An 18,812-nucleotide genomic window follows, 5' to 3' on the forward strand; every position below is an offset into this window, starting at 1 on the left:
TAAACTTGTAATGCTAAGGGCTCTTAGCTCAGCTGGATAGAGCACCTCCCTTCTAAGGAGGCGGTCACAGGTTCGAATCCTGTAGGGCTCACAGAATCCTTTTCATTTGTTTGGAAGGGATTTTTTGTTTCTAATAAGTATTTTAAAATCATTATTTTTATTTCATGGCTAAAACAGGACGTCCTAAAAACACAAAGAATAAGACTAAGCATTCTAAGCTTATGGATAAAAAAAAGAATAAACTTCGACAGGGAAAAATAGATCGCAAAGAAAAACTGAAAGCTATTATTGCCCGCTCTAAAGAGAATACTAACGAAGAAGACTAGTACGGTATTACCTGTGTCTATTTTAACCGTTTGAAATAGCGTTAATTTCACCTTAGTAATTTTCACTAGTTGTAAATTATACGTTTTAAAAAGGAGCTATTAAAATGTACTAAATAAGGTATTGTAATTCGCGGAAAAAGCAGACAAACCATGACAAAAGCTTGTTGTTAAGTGATTAATTTGTAATTAATCGTAGCGGCTTTCAGCATATTTACCGGTTTGAACGCTTTAAATAGTCTTAAAGATTACTCAGCCTTTATAGATTTTGTTTTTTTTTGAAGTCTAGCGCTTGACGTTTTTCAATATAAAATCTTCAACTTCTATGGTTTGATCTTTTGTATGTAAGACTGCGATATCTCCTGTAGCTTCCATAATAACAGCACGTACTTGAGATAATTCTAAGACATTGGCTTCTCTCAACTTGGAACGCAAATCATCTTCAGTGACCCTCACTTTTTTTAGATTTTCAGTCAGGATTGTATTGCCGTCCATTAGCAGTAGAGGTGCATTATCAATTGTATTTCTTATGAATTTATACCTACGTAAATAAGCCATACCTAATTGTAAGGTATAGGTAATAACTAAGCCAATAATGCCGTCTTGGAGACTAACAGACTTTGAGACAATCGTGGTGGCAATAATACTACCAATGGCAACCGTCATTGCAAAATCGAAACTTGACATTTTAGAAAAACTGCGTTTCCCTGCAATTCGGGTACAAATTATTGTAGCTACATAAATGCCAATAGCAGTTAGAATAATTCCAAAAAAAGCGTTCAAATTGAATGTAAACCAGTCCATCATAATTTTTGTTTTAAAGATAGGTTTTGCAATTTATAATCTCGTGCGCTATATAAAAGAGAATTGACCCTATACCTTTTTAGTGGCTATAATAATTTTGTTATTGTTTAAATCGGTAGTGAAGAAGAGATAGTCGTTGCCACCATCTTTTAAAGCCAATTTTTCACGAATTTGTTGTACTGTTTCAGGAAAATTACGAGTGGTCACATTAGCCTTAGTCATCTTTAATTGACGTTTAAATTGTTTCTTATTGTAAGCAGAAACCTGTTCCACTTCAAAACGTCTTCCTGGAAATTCCATTAGCTTTTCAGAAGTATATAAATGAGAATGTTTATGTAATTTTTTAAGCTGAAGTTTTTCTGCTAGAATTTCAAAGGCTCCTGCTTTTAAAATGGCTGCGTTAGGCTCGTATAAATAGCTAAGTGGTTTACTTAAACTAGAAGTAGCTTCAGATTCTTCATTTAAATAAAAATTAAAATGGGCTTCAGATTCTTTTTGAATATTAATGGTTTTTATTTCAATACTACCTTTAAAATCGGGATCTAAAAGCCAAAGTAATTCTTTTACTTCATTATTTATAGCAACGATATGAATCGCTTTCACAGCTTGCAATTCATTAATTCCTGATGAAATATCGAGCAATGGAGATGTTTTTATCATCACCTGTTTCGCCTGTTTAAAAAACAATTCCAGAAACTGTGGAACGTTTGGCAAACAGTCTTTTAATAAAAAAATTTTACCTTTAATAGCATTACGACGTGACGGATCTACATAAATCCAATCAAAAAGCTGTTCGCTACTTTTTAGTATTTCAATGCCATCTTTGGCATAGCAGGTTATATTTTTTGTGTTTAACTGTTTGAAATTATAAGCCACAATTTCAGATAAATGGCTATTTAATTCGCAATGGGTAACCTGTTCTATGCGTTTAGAGAAGTAAAAACAATCCACTCCAAAACCACCAGTTAAATCTATCAGGCTATCGCCTTCAACTAAACGCGCTTTATATTTAGCCGTTGCTTCAGACGAGGTCTGTTCTATGTTTAATTTATTGGGGTAATATATGTTTTTGGCAGAAAACCAGGTTGGTAATTTCTTTTCACAACGTTTTTTGGCTTCAATTTGTTCTACTATTTCTAGGGTGTTAACATGAGGAAAAGACGTGCCTTTTAATATTAAAGCAGTGGTGTCTGAATTAATATTATTTTCAATGAACTCTTGGATTTCAGTATTTAAAATAGAGGTGTTCAAATTTTTAATCCATGTCTAATCCTTTGGTTAGTTTTTTAACCACTCGGTATTCTGATAAGAATTCTTTCGCAATAACTTTGATAGCTGTGTAAACAGGGATAGCTATAATTAAACCAACGACTCCAAAAAGTAAACCGGCGATGATGATGATGATAAAGATCTCCAATGGATGTGATTTTACACTTTTTGAAAAAATATAGGGCTGACTAAAAAAGTTATCGACTAATTGCGCTATAATAAACCCTATCATAACATAAATGGTTTTAGGTAAGATAACTTCACTAAAACTTTCACCGAGATTACTGGACATGGTTAACAGTATAATCAAAACGGCACTAATAATTGGGCCAACATATGGAATAACATTTAATAAAGCACAAAGTGATGCGATAATTACTGCATTCTTAATTCCAAAAATAAGGAGTATAATAGAGTAGATTGAAAATAAAATAAGTAACTGTAAGAGTAGGCCGCTAAAGTATCGTGATAATAAATCTCTTGTCACCAATAAGGATCTCTTAATGCGGTGGTCATGTTCTTTTGGGAATATAGACATGATGCTATTCCCAAACAAGGAGCTGTCTTTTAAAAAGAAGAACGAGATAAATAAAACCGAAAACAAACCAATACTAAAGCTGCCAAAACCAGCAACAAATGCATTAATAAAATCTGGAATAAAGCCAAAATTTAAATTTGATAATACCTTAGAGTCTTTCATCGATTCCTCAACATCTTGGTGTTGCAGATTGAAATGAGTAATAAATTCCTGATATAAATTTTCAATATTACCTTGTAGCTTGTTAATATCTAAAAGCGATAAATTTTTACTCTGCTCCATCGCTAGTGGAATAAACATACTTATTATGCCCACAAAAATTAAAAAAAACAAAAGCATGGTTATGACAACAGATAAAGTATCACCAAACTTTAGTCTTATCAGAAAAAAACGTTTTATGGGTCTTCCTAATAAAGAAACAACACCAGCAATTGCGATATAGGCAATAACAGATTGAATAGTATACAAAAACCATAGCAGAATTACGATGCCAACAAGAATGGCAATTGATCTTAAAATACCGTTTGAGATTGTTTGTGGAGTCAAAATAAAATAATTAGTCAGTAAATCTACTCAATTCGTACGAATGTTACCACTCACAATAGAAAAAAAATTAACGCGATTGCTTCGTTATTTCATATAATGCGATGGTGGTGGCTTGCACTACGTTCATGCTACTGTTTTGTCCAAACATATCAATATAAATAATGGCATCGCTTTGTTTCAATAAATATTCAGAAACACCAAAATTCTCATCTCCAATAATTAAAGCGATTGGTTTGTTTGTAGAAAAACTATACGTATGAATGGGTTTGCTGTTCTCAGTAATTTCTATGGCTATGATTTGATAGTTATCAGCTTTTAATTGAGAAATGACAACTGAAGCCTTCTCAAAAGTTTCATAATTAACTACCTTTTCTGTTGCCCGAGACGTTTTTGTCATCTTCCGTCCTAAAGGAATACTACTCCCGCAAAATATAATTTTTTCAATACCAAAGGCATCTGCCGTACGAAATAAACTACCAATATTTGGTGCATTGGTGACATTTTCGCAAACTAAAACGATTGGGAATTTTTGCTTTTTAAAATGGTTGGTGTAGTGGTTGAGCTGCACGTCTTAGGGTTTAGTATTTATTTTACGCCTTTGTGTTTTTGCTAGGGTATTAATTCTCAAAAACATACTTCACAATATTAGCTCCCATTTGCAATGCCTTTAATCTTATATCTTGTGGGTCATTATGTACTTCTTGGTCTTCCCAACCATCGCCTAAATCACTCTCAATAGTTAATACCAAAACCAAACGTGACTCAAAAAACAACCCTAAAGCTTGTGGTCTTTTACCATCGTGTTCATGAATTTTTGGTAAGCCTTTAGGAAATTTAAAGGCGGTACTAAAAATGCCATGATTAGCCGGTAATTCTTTTAATTCTTGATCTGGAAACACTTTTTTAAGCTCTTTAATGACATAGTCTTTCATACCATAATTGTCATCAATATGTAAAAAACCACCACTTTCAAGGTAGGTTCTTAAATTTTCGGCTTCTTCGTCGCTAAAAAACACATTACCATGACCAGTCATGTGTAACATGGGGTATTGAAAAATAGCCGTGCTACCAGCTTCAACAGTCTCTGGTTTTTCATTTAGTCTTGTCGCAATATTGGCATTACAGAACTGAATTAAATTTGGTAAGGCTGTAGGATTGGAATACCAATCGCCACCACCACCATATTTTAAAACGGCTAAATCCTGACCAAAAAGAAGTACAGAAAAAAGAAAGGAGAAAATAGATAGATATAACTTCATTTTATATTTCATTCACAAAGGCTACGCTATGGCAGGCCACAATAGCCGCTGTTTCAGTGCGTAAACGTGTTTCACCCAAAGTTACAGGAATAAAATTATTAACAAGCGCATTTTCTATTTCTTTAACAGAAAAATCACCTTCAGGACCAATCAATAGCGTAATGTCCTTTTCTGGCTTTAGCATTTTTTTTAATGATTTTCTATCTGTTTCCTCACAATGAGCAATAAATAAATCGCCTCTAAATGCTTGTTTTATAAAGTCTTTGTAAGGAATGGCTTCATTTAGTTTTGGTAAATAACAGCTGAGTGATTGTTTCATTGCCGCTTGTAAAATCTTCTCGAAACGCTCTGTTTTTATAACCTTTCGCTCACTATGATCGCAGAGTATTGGGGTGATTTCTGTTACACCAATTTCAGTAGCCTTTTCTAAAAACCATTCAAAACGGTCGTTCATTTTTGTTGGAGCAACAGCCAAATGCAAATGATAGGATAACGGTTTTTGTGTTTCAAACGCTACGATAGTTACCACACAGTTTTTAATATCTGCATTACTAATTTCAGCAGTAAATAAATCACCTTTACCATTAGTAATATTAAGAACATCTCCAATAGTTTTACGCAACACTTTTACAATGTGTTTACTTTCTTCTTTCGAGAAGGCAAATTGCTTTTGTTCTTTATGTATTTCTGGACTATAAAATAGTTGCATTACTTTTTATTTTCTAATACTTTTAAAATATATAATTCTTTGAAAGGCATAGTACCATGTGTTTTTATTTATATTTTTAATCGTGCTGAAGCCATCACATCATGAGCTGCAAAATCACCCTCTAAATACTTTAAATAGCCAACAATGGCAATCATCCCTGCGTTGTCTGTTGTGAATTCAAATTTGGGAACGTAGGTGGTCCAACCAAATTTTTGTTCCCCCGCTTTCAATGCTCTTCTAATACCAGAATTTGCCGAAACACCGCCGCCAATAGCAATATGCTTAATGCCTGTTTGTTTGCTGGCCAATTTCAATTTATCAATTAAAATACCAATAATAGTGTATTGAATTGAGGCACAAATATCATTGAGGTTTTCTTCAATAAAATTAGGGTTATTCTTAACTTCACGTTGAATAAAATACAACACAGCAGTTTTAAAACCAGAAAAACTAAAATTCAAGCCTTCTACTCTTGGTTTGGTAAAAGGGTAGGCTTTAGGGTTTCCCAATTGTGCGCGTTTATCTATTTCAGGACCGGCAGGATAACCTAGACCTAGAATTTTTCCGCTTTTATCATAGGCTTCACCCACAGCATCATCAATGGTCTCACCAATGACGTCCATCTTAAAATAATTGTCCACTTTCACTATTTGTGTGTGGCCTCCAGAAATAGTCATCGCTAAAAACGGGAATGGGGGGTGTTGAAAACCGTCTTCCTTTATAAAATGGGCTAAAATATGTGCTTGCATGTGGTTAACATCAATTAACGGAATAGTTAATCCGTAAGCCAAAGACTTCGCGAATGACGTACCTACGAGTAACGAACCCATCAAACCTGGGCCACGGGTAAAAGCGATAGCGTGTAATTGTTCTTTAGAAATATTGGCTTGTTTTAATGCGCGATCTACTACAGGGACTATGTTTTGCTGGTGAGCACGTGAGGCTAATTCTGGAACGACACCACCAAATTCTTCATGAATTTTTTGGCTGGCAACAACGTTGCTTAAAACCACGTTATTACATAAAACAGCAGCTGAAGTATCATCACAGGACGACTCAATACCTAGGATGTAAATATTTTGCGAAGACATTAGTTGTTTTGGCATTATAATTGTTAATTTTGACTAATAATAGTTGGTTATTAATCTTTAACAAAGGTAGTTTTTTATAACTTAAATTCCTTATCAAGAAGTTTCTTAAAATAGTCGGAAAATTAGTAGCAATCTTAGTGCTACTGTTCATCATTTTGGTGTTGTTTCTTTCTATTCCCGCTGTTCAAACACGTCTAGGTAAATATGTCACTAAGCGTATTAATGATGATTTTAAAACAAACATTACTATTGGTAAAATTGGCTTACAGTTTAATGGTGATATTGAGTTAAAGGAGATTTTAATCCGTGATTATAAACGAGATACCTTAATTAGTGCTTCAGAATTAAATACATCAATCTTAAGTTTTAACAATCTCAGCAATGCTAAGCTAAATTTTGGTGATATTGATTTAGAAGATTTAATTTTTAACGTTAAAACCTATAAAGGGGAAACAAAAACAAATCTGGATGTGTTTGTCGCCCGTTTTGATATAGACAATCCAAGAGCCGAAAAAAGTGCTTTTCTTCTGTCTTCCAGTGACGTTTCAATTTACAATGGTACGTTTAGGTTTATAGATGAAAACAGAGAAAATCCAAATTTACTTCTATTTGATAAACTGGATGTCAATGCAACCAATTTCTTAATCAATGGCAGTGATGTTGAAGCACGAATAAATACGCTTTCTTTTTTAGATAAAAGAGGTCTTGTCATGCAGAACATGTCTACTAATTTTAAATACACCTTAAATAAGATGGTGTTTGATGATTTAGTTATAAAAACTAAAAATTCATCATTAAAAGGAGACTTAACCTTTAATTATGATCGAGAGGACTTAGCTGATTTTGTAAACAAAGTAAATATAGAGGCAAAGTTTACAGGTGCAAATATTGCTTTAGATGAGCTTAACATGTTTTATAATGAGTTTGGTGTTGGACAACGGGCAAAGTTTAATACTACTATTTCTGGAACGTTAAATGATTTATATCTTACTAATTTAAGACTAAATACAAGTAGTAATACCAGAATCTATGGTGACTTAAGTTTTAAAAATTTATTAAGTAAAACGACTGATGATTTTGAAATGGAAGGTGATTTCTCTAATCTGTCATCTAACTATAGAGATTTGAAAAACCTATTACCTAATGTTTTAGGGGCTTCTATTCCTTCTATTTTTAATAAATTGGGTAATTTTAGTATTAATGGCACTACAAAAATTACAACAACAAGAATTGACGCCGATTTAGATATTGCAACGCAAATAGGTTTTGTGCGCTCTAATTTAAGTATTTCGAATGTTACTAATATTGAAACAGCTACTTATAAAGGAAAAATTATTTTTGATGATTTTAGTATAGGAAAATTTTTGGAAGATCCAAACCTTGGTAAAATTTCAGCCAATTTAAAGGTTGATGGGAAAGGGTTTAAAAAGCAAAATTTGAGTTCTCGAATAAAAGGAGACGTGTATGCTATATATTATAATAAGTATGATTATAAAAACATCAACGTTAACGGTACGTACATGCAGAGTGTCTTTAATGGTAAATTAGTTGTTGACGATAAAAACTTAAAACTAGACTTTAACGGACTTGCAGATTTCTCTAAAACCACCAATGCTTTTGATTTTACTGCAAATGTAGATTATCTAAATCTAAAGGCTTTAAATTTTTATAACAAGGACGACACGTCAGAATTTAAAGGCATAGTAGAAATGAAGATGAAAGGTACATCGTTTGATGATGCTGTTGGTAATATTTCATTTAATAAGACAAACTACAAAAATGAAAATGATGACTACTATTTTGATGATTTTGAAATTACTTCAAGCTTTGAAGGAAAAGAGCGCTTTATAACAATTAACTCACCAGATATTATTGAGGGATCAATGAATGGAGTGTTTAAGTTTAAGGATGTAGGAAAGCTTTTTGAAAATTCAATACAGAGTATTTACACTAGTGAGGCACCAAATCTAATTACTTCAGATCAATATATAAACTTCAACTTTAAGATTTATAATAAGATAGTTGAAGTGTTTTATTCTGATTTAAAACTAGGTAAAAACACCTTTATTAAAGGCCTTGTGGAAACCGATGAGAAAGAGTTTAAACTCACTTTTAAATCGCCAAAAATAGAATTACTGAATTATTTTGCCAATGACATCGAAATTCAAGTTGATAATAAAAACCCATTATTTAATACGTATATCGAGATCGATAGTTTAAACACAAAATTCTACGACATCTCTAAATTTAACCTAATCAACGTAACCCTTAATGATACCTTGTATATGCGAAGTGAATTTAAAGGGGGTGAAAACAATACTGACGATTACAATTTAAGCTTCTACCATACACTAAATGAGAAGAATAATTCAGTTGTGGGCTTTAAAAAGAGTGAAGTCATTTTTAAAAAGAGTGTTTGGGAAATTAATAGGGCAGGCGATAAGTATAACAAAATAGAGTTCGATGGTGGCTTTCAAAACATAAATATCGAGCAACTGGTAATGAGTCATCAAAATGAGCAAATAAAACTCGAAGGGGTTATTAGAGACTCAACCTACAAAGATTTAAAATTAAACTTTAAAGACGTCGATTTAGCGAAAATAACACCTCGAATAGACAGTTTAACTTTAACCGGCAACGTCAATGGGAAGCTAGACATCCTTCAAAAAAACGGAAATTACCTCCCTAATTCTACTATAATCATTGATGATTTAGAAGTTAATCATAACTATTTAGGGTCTTTCGATGCTAAAATTACTGGTAATTCTACATTAACACGTTATACCGTAGATGCTAAAATTAAAAATGATGATGCAAATTCGTTTCAGGCTATCGGAGATATAGATGTTACTAAAAATAAATCTTATATCGATGTTGATCTAAAATTTAAAGATTTCGGACTGGAGATATTAACACCCTTTTTAGACCCGGTGATTAATAGAATACGGGGGGATATAAATGGTGTTGCCAAAGTAATAGGTAATTTAGATAAACCAGAGATAAATGGTGATTTAACTATAGATCGTGGCGGCTTAAATGTCCCTTATCTCAATGTCGATTATGGCTTTCAGGACAAGGCCTCTGTAACGCTAAAGAATCAAAGCTTTTTTTTTAATGAAGTAAAAATTACGGATACTAAAGAAAAGACAAAAGGGGTTTTAGATGGCTCTATTAGTCATGTTAATTTTAGCAACTGGAAATTAGATTTAACGATTGAAACAGATAGGTTATTAGTTTTAGATACTAAATTTGTTGAAGAATCCATGTATTATGGAAAAGGTTTTATTGGTGGGGTAACTGAACTATATGGCCCTGCAAAAGCCTTAAGGATTACGGCTGAAGCAGAAACTAAAAGAGGAACTACTTTTTTTATACCACTGAGCGATGTTGAGACTTTTGGAGACAACTCATTCATTCACTTTTTAAGTCCAGAAGAAAAAGAAGCAAAATACTCTGGTAAAGAAGTGAAAATCAATACTGTTTCTGGTGTAGAATTATTTTTCGATTTAAATGTAACCAGCGATGCACTTATTGAAATTGTAATGGATCGTGTTTCGGGAAGTACCATTAGAGGCAGAGGTTCAGGACAATTACTCTTCAACATAAACACAAACGGAAAGTTTGAAATGTTTGGAGATTTCATCGTTTATGAGGGCGTTTATAACTTTTTATATGGTGGTGTGGTTCAAAAAGAATTTAGTGTTAGACCTTTTGAAAGTACATTAGCATGGAATGGTGATCCTTTAAATGCCGCCATAAATATTCAAGCCATCTATAAATTAAGAACAAATCCTTCGGCTTTACTAGACAATCCTATAAGACAAAGCATACCTGTGGAACTGGAAATTAATTTAACGGGGCAGCTGGCTAAACCAGAACCGGAGTTTACATTTAATTTTCCCAATGTAACGTCTACAATAAAATCGGAGTTAAATTATAGATTGGATTCAAAAGACGAAAGAGATAATCAGGCCTTATACATTTTAGCGACCGGAAGTTTTAACCGACAAAATAAAGACATAAACATTACGGGTACAATAACCGAAAGACTCAATGGTTTAATTAACGGTTTCTTTAGCGATACTGATAGTAAAATTAACATTGGTTTAAACTATGAGGCGGGTTTAAATCGACCTGACTTAATCACCGAAGATCGCTTAGGGGTTACACTACAAACTCAAATAACTGACCGTGTTTTAATAAATGGTAAAGTTGGTGTACCTATTGGAGGTGCAGGAGCTACAGAATCTGTTATTGCTGGAGATGTACAAGTCGATTTTTTATTGAATGAAGATGGTACATTAACCGCCACCGTTTTTAACAGGGAGAATAGTATTAGGAACTTTGGAGAAGAAATAGGCTATACCCAAGGTTTAGGTATTAACTATTCTGTAGATTTTAATACATTTAGCGAACTGCTTCGTAGAATTTTTAGAAAAAATCAAAAACCGACTCTCGAAACAGAAGACCAAAATGATTCTGAAGAGAAAAGCAATCCGTTGCCAGACGGAATTGGGATTAAAAGCAAATAAAAAGCACTGTTTTTAGCAGTCATATTACGCTTGATTCTCTATTAATTTAGTGTTTTTTCAACATTTTTGTCAACTAAAACGTTATAGTAATTTATGCCTTGTTAATTTTTAACAAAAGCATAGTATTATATAGATTTACTTCATTAGCTTTATATTCTAAAGGAAAATAAATGCCAAATAAAATGAAAAAAATAGGGGTAATGACCTCTGGGGGAGACTCTCCAGGAATGAATGCAGCCATTCGTGCAGTGACTAGAACTTGTGCGTACCATAATATAGAATGTGTTGGTATTTATCGTGGTTACGAAGGCATGATTGAAGGGGACTTTAAAGATTTAACAGCCAGGAATGTAAAGGGTATTATCAATAAAGGGGGTACGATTTTAAAATCTGCACGCTCAAAAGAATTTAGAACGCCAGAAGGTCGTAAAAAAGCATATGAAGCATTAAAAGCAAAAGAAATAGACGGCTTGGTACTTGTTGGTGGTGATGGCACATTTACTGGAGCTTTAATTTTTAATCAGGAATTTGGTTTTCCAGTGATGGGAATTCCAGGAACTATTGATAATGATATCTATGGTACATCCCACACGCTAGGATATGACACCGCTTTAAACACAGTTGTAGAAGTCATTGATAAAATTCGAGATACTGCGAGTTCGCATAATAGGTTATTCTTTGTTGAAGTTATGGGTCGTGATGCTGGACATATTGCATTAAATGTAGGCGTTGGCGCTGGTGCTGAAGAAATATTGATTCCGGAAGAGAATCTTGGTTTAGAGCGCTTGTTAGAATCATTGAGAAGAAGTAAAGCTTCTGGTAAATCTTCAAGTATTGTCGTGGTTGCAGAAGGTGATAAAATTGGAAAGAACGTATTTGAACTTAAAGATTACGTAGAAGAAAATATGACGGAATATGAAGTGCGTGTTTCTGTTTTAGGACACATGCAACGTGGTGGTTCTCCGTCTTGTTTCGATCGTGTTTTAGCCAGCAGAATGGGAGTAAAAGCTGTAGAAAGTTTAATGGAAGGCATTTCGAATCAAATGGTTGGCTTGTTAAATGATAAAATAGCATTAACACCTTTGGAAAAAGCCATAAAAGGGCAATCTAAGATCAATAAAGAATTAATTCGCGTGTCAGATATCATGACAACGTAAAACAATGTAACCTGAATGCCTAATTGGTTTAGGCTTTTTTTAACCTATAGAATATTAAATAACACAGAATAAAATGTCAAAATTAAAATTAGGAATTAACGGATTTGGAAGAATAGGTCGTATTGTATTTAGAGCGACAATAAAGCGTGATAATGTAGAAGTGGTCGCTATTAATGATTTGTTAGATGTAGATCACTTAGCTTATTTATTAAAATATGATTCGGTTCATGGCCGTTTTGATGGCACTATTGAAGTTAAAGATGGAAACCTTGTTGTAGACGGAAAAATGATTAGAGTAACTGCAGAGCGCGATCCTAAGAACTTAAAATGGGATGAAGCAGGAGCAGCGGTTGTGGCAGAATGCACGGGTATATTTACAACGATGGAAACGGCACAATATCATATTGATGGTGGCGCAAAGAAAGTCGTTATTTCGGCACCAAGTAAAGATGCTCCAATGTTCGTGATGGGTGTCAATGATTCTAAATTGACTGCAGATCACAAAATTGTATCCAATGCATCATGTACAACGAATTGTTTGGCCCCTATGGCAAAAGTTTTAGAAGATAACTTTGGTATTGAAGAAGCCTTAATGACCACGATTCATGCAGCGACTTCTACACAGTTTACTGTAGATTCTCCGTCTCCTAAAAACTATCGTTTAGGGCGTTCAGCATTAAACAATATTATTCCGTCGTCTACTGGAGCAGCAAAAGCTGTAGGTAAAGTAATTCCAGAATTAGACGGAAAATTAACAGGTATGGCGTTTAGAGTACCAACTGTAGATGTTTCAGTGGTTGATTTAACAGTAAGAACTAAGAAAGAGACCTCTTTAGAAGAAATAAAGGCAGCCTTTAAAAAAGCCGCTAATGGTGAAATGAAAGGGGTCTTAGGCTATACAGAAGATGCTGTGGTGTCTCAAGATTTTGTTAGTGAAACGCGTACTAGTGTTTTTGATGCAGATTCTGCTATCGAATTAAATTCAAGATTCTTCAAGTTAGTGTCATGGTATGATAACGAGTTCGGGTATTCAAACAAATTAGTAGATTTAGCAGAAAAGGTAAATGCATTATAACACATATTAAAAAGCGTAGTATTTAAGTTTTTAAAAGTATATTTAGCTTAAGACTGCGCTTTTTTTTAAATTTAACACCTAATAATCATGATATTAATAGTTGACAGTGGCTCTACCAAATGCGATTGGATAGCAGTAGATAAACAGGGGAAACAGTTACTTGAAAAAATCCGGACTAAAGGTCTCAATCCTGCTATTTTGTCGGAGAAGAAATTAAGAAAAACGATAAAAAAGAGTAAGGATTTTGAAAATATTAAAACAGCAGTAGAAAAGGTCTTTTTTTATGGTGCAGGCTGTGGCACAGAGAATCCTAGATTACTACTAAAAGTCGTTTTACAGGAATTTTTTACAAACGCGGATATAGTTGTAAAAGAAGACACTATGGCTGCTGTGTATGCCACTATAGATTCCAGAGATCAGGCGGCCGTAGTTTGTATTTTAGGGACAGGCTCTAATTGTAGTTATTATGATGGCAAAATATTACATCAACGCGTAGACTCATTAGGGTATACATTAATGGATGATGCTTCAGGAAACTATTTTGGTAAGCAATTAATTAGAGATTATTATTTTAACCATATGCCAGAAGGTATTAAAATATCTTTTGCAAGTAAATATAATTTAGAATCAGATTTTATTAAATACAACCTCTATAAGCAACCCAACCCTAATGCCTATTTAGCACAATTTGCAGAATTCATGATCTTAAATAAAGATTCAGCATACATTCAAAAGCTAATAAAAGATGGGATGCGCTTGTTTGCAAAAAATATGATTTTTCAATTTAGAGAAGAACTAAAAACAGTGCCTGTACACTTTGCAGGTTCTGTAGCCTTTTTCTGTCAAGAAGAAATAAAAGCAGTTGCAGATGAGATGGGCTTTAAGGTGGGGAATTTTGAGCGCAGACCTATTGAAGGTTTAGTGTCTTTTCATACAAACGCTTTGGCAAAATAATTTACTGACTTAAAAACCGGAAAAACGTCTATAGACTATGAATTCATAGTCTATAGACGTTTTTGGTTAAAAGTTTACCCTTTCACAGCAATCATGCTAATTTCAACGTTCACAAACTTTGGTAAGTTTGCGACTTCAACAGTTTCACGTGCTGGCGCTGTTTCATCACTAAAATAAGTAGCATAAACGGCATTTATTTTAGAAAAATTAGTCATGTCACTAATAAATATAGAGGCTTTTACCACATTTTCAAAAGACATCTCTGCTGCCTCTAAAACCGCCTTCATGTTTTCCATAACTTGTTTGGTTTCTGTGATGATATCATCAATAACCAATGCGCCAGTTTCTGGATGTAGGGCTATTTGTCCTGAAGTGTACAAGGTGTTTCCGCTTAAAACAGCTTGATTGTAAGGTCCTATAGGAGCCGGAGCTTTAGAGGTTGTTATTATTTTTTTCATCAGAAAAAGGGTTTTAAAGTTTCCGCGAAAGCAGAAATCTCATTAATATGTTTTTTTAATACAGACTATTAAAATCGGGTTTAGGCTATTACAAGCGTTGATCGGGTTGTCTGCGCTTTTCGTATTTTAAATCCTTTAATATACTTGATTTAATGCCTATAAAAAAGTTCCATGAGGTTCTTGCGCTAAAGGGAATCCAGCTAAAATTCATCCGCCAACTTAATAAATCACGCTCAAAACGCAATTGTGTATAGGAAAAGCCTTTATTTTTAAAATCATAACCAGAAGATGCACCAACCGTCCAACGCGGTGCAATATCAATATCACCAGAAAACATTAAAGAATGCGATGAAATTTCATTTTGTCTGGTTGTATTCGAATAGTTTACAGCATAAGCTAGTCGCAAAGTCCACGGAATCTTAGCATTATACAAATCGCTTGGCACTTCTTCTTCCTCTTCTTTATCACCAAATTGCTGGTCTGCAAAGTCCTGAGAACGACCAAATAAATCATCATCACGACCACCACTTTGTAGTGTTTCGTTACGGCTTCGGTCACTAGTTCTATCCTCACCATTTTTGCCTTTACTACTTAAACTATAGCCTAAGGTAAGATTGGCACTTGTTAATCTAAAGAGGCTTCCGCCGTTATCAATATTAAATTTGTCAACACGTCTATTATTGTTATCCAGTGCATAAGGATCTAATGTGGCTCCAAAATTCACATTCATTTTATTTTGAAATAATTGGGTACCACCAGTCATTCTCACCGGACTAATACGTAAAGAGTCCCCCGCTAAATTATAAGATGTTGAAAAGTTTAAATTATTTAGAATAATTATTTTTTTAGGCTCTGTTTTAGTGCTATCTCTATCTCTTACTTTTGCCTCAATATTATTGCCTAATGCCAAACCAATAGAACTTGAATAGGTTTTGTTAGGCGCGCCATATAAACTACCTTCAAAGCGCGAGAACTCACGTTCTTCAATTGGATTACCGTTAATGTCAGTTACTTCAAAAGTATCATAATACTTGTCGAATGCCGGGTTAATATTATAACTTACACTCGGTCGCATAACATGCCTTATCGCCTTAATTTTTTTATCCTGTCCTTTCTTTTCAAAATTGAATAATCCATAAATGGTAGTCCCTATACTACTCGTAAAATTATAGGTTCTATAGGCATCAAACCCTTTTAAATCCTCAGTTATGGTTTTGTTGGTTTCGGGATCGTAAAAGCGATCTACGGTGTTTAAAGTCCAGGTTTCATCAAAATTGGTACTAGCACTAACACTAAAATAGTTAAATACTTTAAAATTTGTAGTTAATGGGATAGAATGTTTTACCCCTATTAAGGCGTCATCAAACATTTCTTTTTTAAAGAATAACGAATCTGTGGTCGTTATTCTATTTTCACCTCTTACATTATATTGTAAGTTTATATTTTGAAGAATCCCTTTTTTAGAACCAAATTTAGGCGCAAAGGGATACACACGACCTACGCTAGCCTGCAATGTAGGTAAGGTCATATTAATACTTTCGGTTTGTGTGTTTTGTGAATGGGTCGCTGTTACACTCATATTCACTTGTGGCTCACCTTGAAAAGTTTTAGAATAGGAAATGGAAGAGGCTAATGTATTATTTAAAAAACTGGCAGCATTAACTTGATTTACTGATTGTTGATAATAACTACTACTACCAAGGTTAACAGAGGCCGAAAATCTAGAATTAGGATTAGACTTTGTGTCTTGAGCGTGCGACCAACGCAAATTATAAATATTTGTTTTGGAATAATCGGGGAAACCACGCTCACTATTAATTAAATTCTCAAATCTAAAGGCCAAATTACCATTGAATTTATAACGCTTTTTATAGCGATTTTCAAAGCGCAAGCCATAACTCCCGTTAGTATAATAATCACCTAAAACAGCTAAATCTATATAATCACTAATCGCGAAATAATACCCGCCATTTTGAAGAAAATAACCTCTGTCATTATCACCGAAACTTGGAAAAATAACTCCCGATGTTTGTTTTTTACTTAATGGAAAAAAAGCAAAAGGTACTATAATAGGCGTTGGAACGTTATAAATGAACATTTGTGTTGATCCTGTTATCACTTTTGATCCAGGAACAATTTTAGCACGGTTCATTAATAAATAATATTCCGGGTCCTCTAAATCTTTAGCGGTGGTAAATTTGGCATTCTTTACAAAATAAACGGAATCGTTTTCTTTTTTAGTGAGTTCAGAAATAATTGTGCCGCCACTTTCTTCTGTAACACTATTCCAGATCAAAGCCTTTTCACTATTGAAATTAAAACGAATCGAATCTGGTTCTACTACCTGAGCACCTTGCTTAAAGACAGGTTTTTGTGAATAGGCACCTAACGAATCTTTTAAGCGTCCGGCATAGACTTCATTTTTAGTATAATCTATAACAATAATTCCTGCAGTGATTTCCATGTCTTGATAGGTAATCTTAGCTTCATTATACATATACATTTTCTGCTCTTTACGATTAAAAGTGGTATAATCTTTTGCGTTATAAGTAACGATATCTTGTAATAATGCAGGTTTTGGTTTTATAGAATCTGTTTTAATAGAGTCTGTTTCTACAACAGGTGGTTTTGGAACTAAACCAGCGGTATCTAAGGTGAGTGTATCTTGTGGTTTTAAAGTAGTTTCTTTTTCTTCTTCAGCAGGAACTTTTATGGTTTCTTTCCCGCCGTCGACTTGAGAAAAGCCAAAAGTGTTGATAAGCACTGTAAAACTTAGGGCAAAAAGTATATGAAATCTGTTTGTATGCAATGCTTTTAAATGTATTTTTGCTAAAGTATGGCTCGGTTTTTGAATTGCCAAAATTACATTATTTTTTTGGGAATAATTTATCATTCACTAAAATTTAAAAACCGATACTAAACAAAAACAAAATGGGTTATAATAGTATGAAAACGCAGATGAAAAGGATTTTCTTATCAATTACAATAATATTAACACTTGGGGTTAATAGCACGATTAATGCGCAAGAATCTGAAAACGAACAATTTATTGTGGTTTTAGATGCCGGTCATGGTGGTCGTGAACCCGGAAAAGTAGCTAAGAATGGATTAAAAGAGAAAGATATTACATTAAAAATTATCTTGGCTGTTGGTAAAGAATTGGAAAAAAATAAGGACATTAAAGTAATCTATACACGAAAAACAGACACTTTTGTCGATTTGTTTGTTAGGGGAAGCATCGCTAATAAAGCGAATGCCGATTTATTTGTCTCTGTGCATTGTAATGCGCATTATTCTCAGGCTTCAGGATCAGAGACCTATGTGCTTGGAATACATAGAAATGATACAAACTTCGAAGTTGCAAAAGCAGAAAACTCGGTAATATTTTTAGAAGATAATTATAAAGAAAATTATGGCGGATTTGATCCTAATTCTCCAGAGTCTTTTGTGGGATTAACGTTAATGCAAGAAGCCTATCTTGATCAAAGTATTCAATTAGCAAAGAACATTCAGGATAATTTTACTTATTCACTAAAGCGTAAAAACCGTGGTGTTAAACAAGCTGGATTTATAGTATTGCACCAAACAGTTATGCCAAGCGTACTGGTAGAATCTGGTTTTATTACAAATAATGATGAAGGTAAATACTTGAACTCTTCTAAAGGACAAGCAGAAATGGCTTCTGCTATTTCAAAAGCCATTCTTAAATATAAAAACACAGTTGAATCCAATATTAGTGAGGCGACCTACAGTATCGAAGAAGCGATAGATATTACTCCGATTCCTTCAGAAGAAAACATTATTAGTAATGTTGTTTTTAAAGTGCAAATTGCTGCAGGATCTAACATATTAGAACCAAAACCTTCTAACTTTAAAGGACTGGAATCTGTTTCCCGTGAAAAGGAAGGAGCGTTTTATAAATATTTTTATGGTTACACTTCAGATTATAATAAAATCCAAACCATGGAAGAGTACGCGCAAAAAAAAGGATTCAAAAGCGCTTTTATTGTCGCTTTTAAAGACGGAAAACACATAAGTTTAGAAAAAGCTCTAAATCAAGGCTCAAAATAACGATTTACTATTTATTTTATTTTATT

The 18,812-nt window shown here is 33.6% G+C and carries 15 protein-coding genes and 1 tRNA gene; 7 read left to right on the forward strand and 9 right to left on the reverse strand.

The genetic code is table 11. The features are described 5' to 3' along the window. Positions 1–17: 17 nt before the first annotated feature. A tRNA-Arg gene (locus GQ46_RS01180) sits at positions 18–91 on the forward strand. 73 nt (positions 92–164) lie between these two features. Then, on the forward strand, positions 165–326 hold the full coding sequence (locus GQ46_RS17830; protein WP_197077321.1) for a hypothetical protein: 162 nt from the start codon (positions 165–167) through the stop codon (positions 324–326). Positions 327–608: 282 nt separating this feature from the next. On the opposite strand, the gene GQ46_RS01185 is transcribed toward GQ46_RS17830, so the two are convergent. The 7 genes from GQ46_RS01185 to tsaD form a co-directional block, all read right to left on the reverse strand. Then, entirely contained in the window at positions 609–1,130 is a 522-nt protein-coding gene (locus GQ46_RS01185) for a DUF421 domain-containing protein (protein ID WP_044397605.1), read from the reverse strand. Positions 1,131–1,196: 66 nt separating this feature from the next. After that, positions 1,197–2,378 (reverse strand): hypothetical protein, encoded by a 1,182-nt coding sequence (locus GQ46_RS01190; RefSeq protein ID WP_044397607.1) that lies wholly within the window; start codon positions 2,376–2,378, stop codon positions 1,197–1,199. 4 nt (positions 2,379–2,382) lie between these two features. Beyond that, complete coding sequence (locus tag GQ46_RS01195) at positions 2,383–3,480, reverse strand: AI-2E family transporter (protein ID WP_044397609.1); 1,098 nt, start codon at positions 3,478–3,480, stop codon at positions 2,383–2,385. A gap of 67 nt (positions 3,481–3,547) precedes the next feature. Next, positions 3,548–4,048 carry a TrmH family RNA methyltransferase gene (locus tag GQ46_RS01200; protein WP_044397611.1) on the reverse strand — a complete coding sequence of 167 codons (501 nt, stop codon included), beginning with the start codon at positions 4,046–4,048 and terminating at the stop codon, positions 3,548–3,550. A 49-nt stretch (positions 4,049–4,097) separates the two neighbouring features. After that, positions 4,098–4,739 (reverse strand): DUF4159 domain-containing protein, encoded by a 642-nt coding sequence (locus tag GQ46_RS01205; protein WP_044404348.1) that lies wholly within the window; start codon positions 4,737–4,739, stop codon positions 4,098–4,100. Position 4,740: 1 nt separating this feature from the next. Next, positions 4,741–5,448, reverse strand: a complete 708-nt coding sequence (locus tag GQ46_RS01210; RefSeq protein ID WP_044397613.1) for a 16S rRNA (uracil(1498)-N(3))-methyltransferase — start codon at positions 5,446–5,448, stop codon at positions 4,741–4,743. 68 nt (positions 5,449–5,516) lie between these two features. After that, positions 5,517–6,539, reverse strand: a complete 1,023-nt coding sequence (gene tsaD, locus GQ46_RS01215) for a tRNA (adenosine(37)-N6)-threonylcarbamoyltransferase complex transferase subunit TsaD (protein ID WP_044404351.1) — start codon at positions 6,537–6,539, stop codon at positions 5,517–5,519. Between the two features lie 137 nt (positions 6,540–6,676). On the opposite strand from tsaD, the gene GQ46_RS01220 reads away from it, so the two are divergent. The 4 genes from GQ46_RS01220 (at position 6,677) to GQ46_RS01235 (ending at position 14,257) form a co-directional block, all read left to right on the forward strand. Then, positions 6,677–11,071 (forward strand): translocation/assembly module TamB domain-containing protein, encoded by a 4,395-nt coding sequence (locus GQ46_RS01220; protein ID WP_231567304.1) that lies wholly within the window; start codon positions 6,677–6,679, stop codon positions 11,069–11,071. A gap of 170 nt (positions 11,072–11,241) precedes the next feature. Further along, positions 11,242–12,228, forward strand: coding sequence for a 6-phosphofructokinase (gene pfkA / locus GQ46_RS01225; protein ID WP_044397619.1), 987 nt, complete (start codon positions 11,242–11,244; stop codon positions 12,226–12,228). A 73-nt stretch (positions 12,229–12,301) separates the two neighbouring features. Continuing rightward, positions 12,302–13,303, forward strand: a complete 1,002-nt coding sequence (gene gap / locus GQ46_RS01230) for a type I glyceraldehyde-3-phosphate dehydrogenase (protein ID WP_044397621.1) — start codon at positions 12,302–12,304, stop codon at positions 13,301–13,303. An 87-nt stretch (positions 13,304–13,390) separates the two neighbouring features. Continuing rightward, on the forward strand, positions 13,391–14,257 hold the full coding sequence (locus GQ46_RS01235) for an N-acetylglucosamine kinase (RefSeq protein ID WP_044397623.1): 867 nt from the start codon (positions 13,391–13,393) through the stop codon (positions 14,255–14,257). Positions 14,258–14,331: 74 nt separating this feature from the next. On the opposite strand, the gene GQ46_RS01240 is transcribed toward GQ46_RS01235, so the two are convergent. Beyond that, positions 14,332–14,715 (reverse strand): Rid family detoxifying hydrolase, encoded by a 384-nt coding sequence (locus GQ46_RS01240; RefSeq protein WP_044397625.1) that lies wholly within the window; start codon positions 14,713–14,715, stop codon positions 14,332–14,334. An 88-nt stretch (positions 14,716–14,803) separates the two neighbouring features. After that, complete coding sequence (locus GQ46_RS01245; RefSeq protein ID WP_044404354.1) at positions 14,804–17,575, reverse strand: putative LPS assembly protein LptD; 2,772 nt, start codon at positions 17,573–17,575, stop codon at positions 14,804–14,806. A 98-nt stretch (positions 17,576–17,673) separates the two neighbouring features. Here GQ46_RS01245 and GQ46_RS01250 point away from each other — a divergent pair, with 98 nt between their 5' ends. Then, positions 17,674–18,786: an N-acetylmuramoyl-L-alanine amidase gene (locus tag GQ46_RS01250; protein WP_231567305.1), complete on the forward strand. Its 1,113-nt coding sequence runs from the start codon at positions 17,674–17,676 to the stop codon at positions 18,784–18,786. Positions 18,787–18,812: the final 26 nt, after the last annotated feature.

The sequence above is a fragment of the Lacinutrix sp. Hel_I_90 genome (genome assembly GCF_000934685.1).
GTDB lineage: Bacteria > Bacteroidota > Bacteroidia > Flavobacteriales > Flavobacteriaceae > Lacinutrix.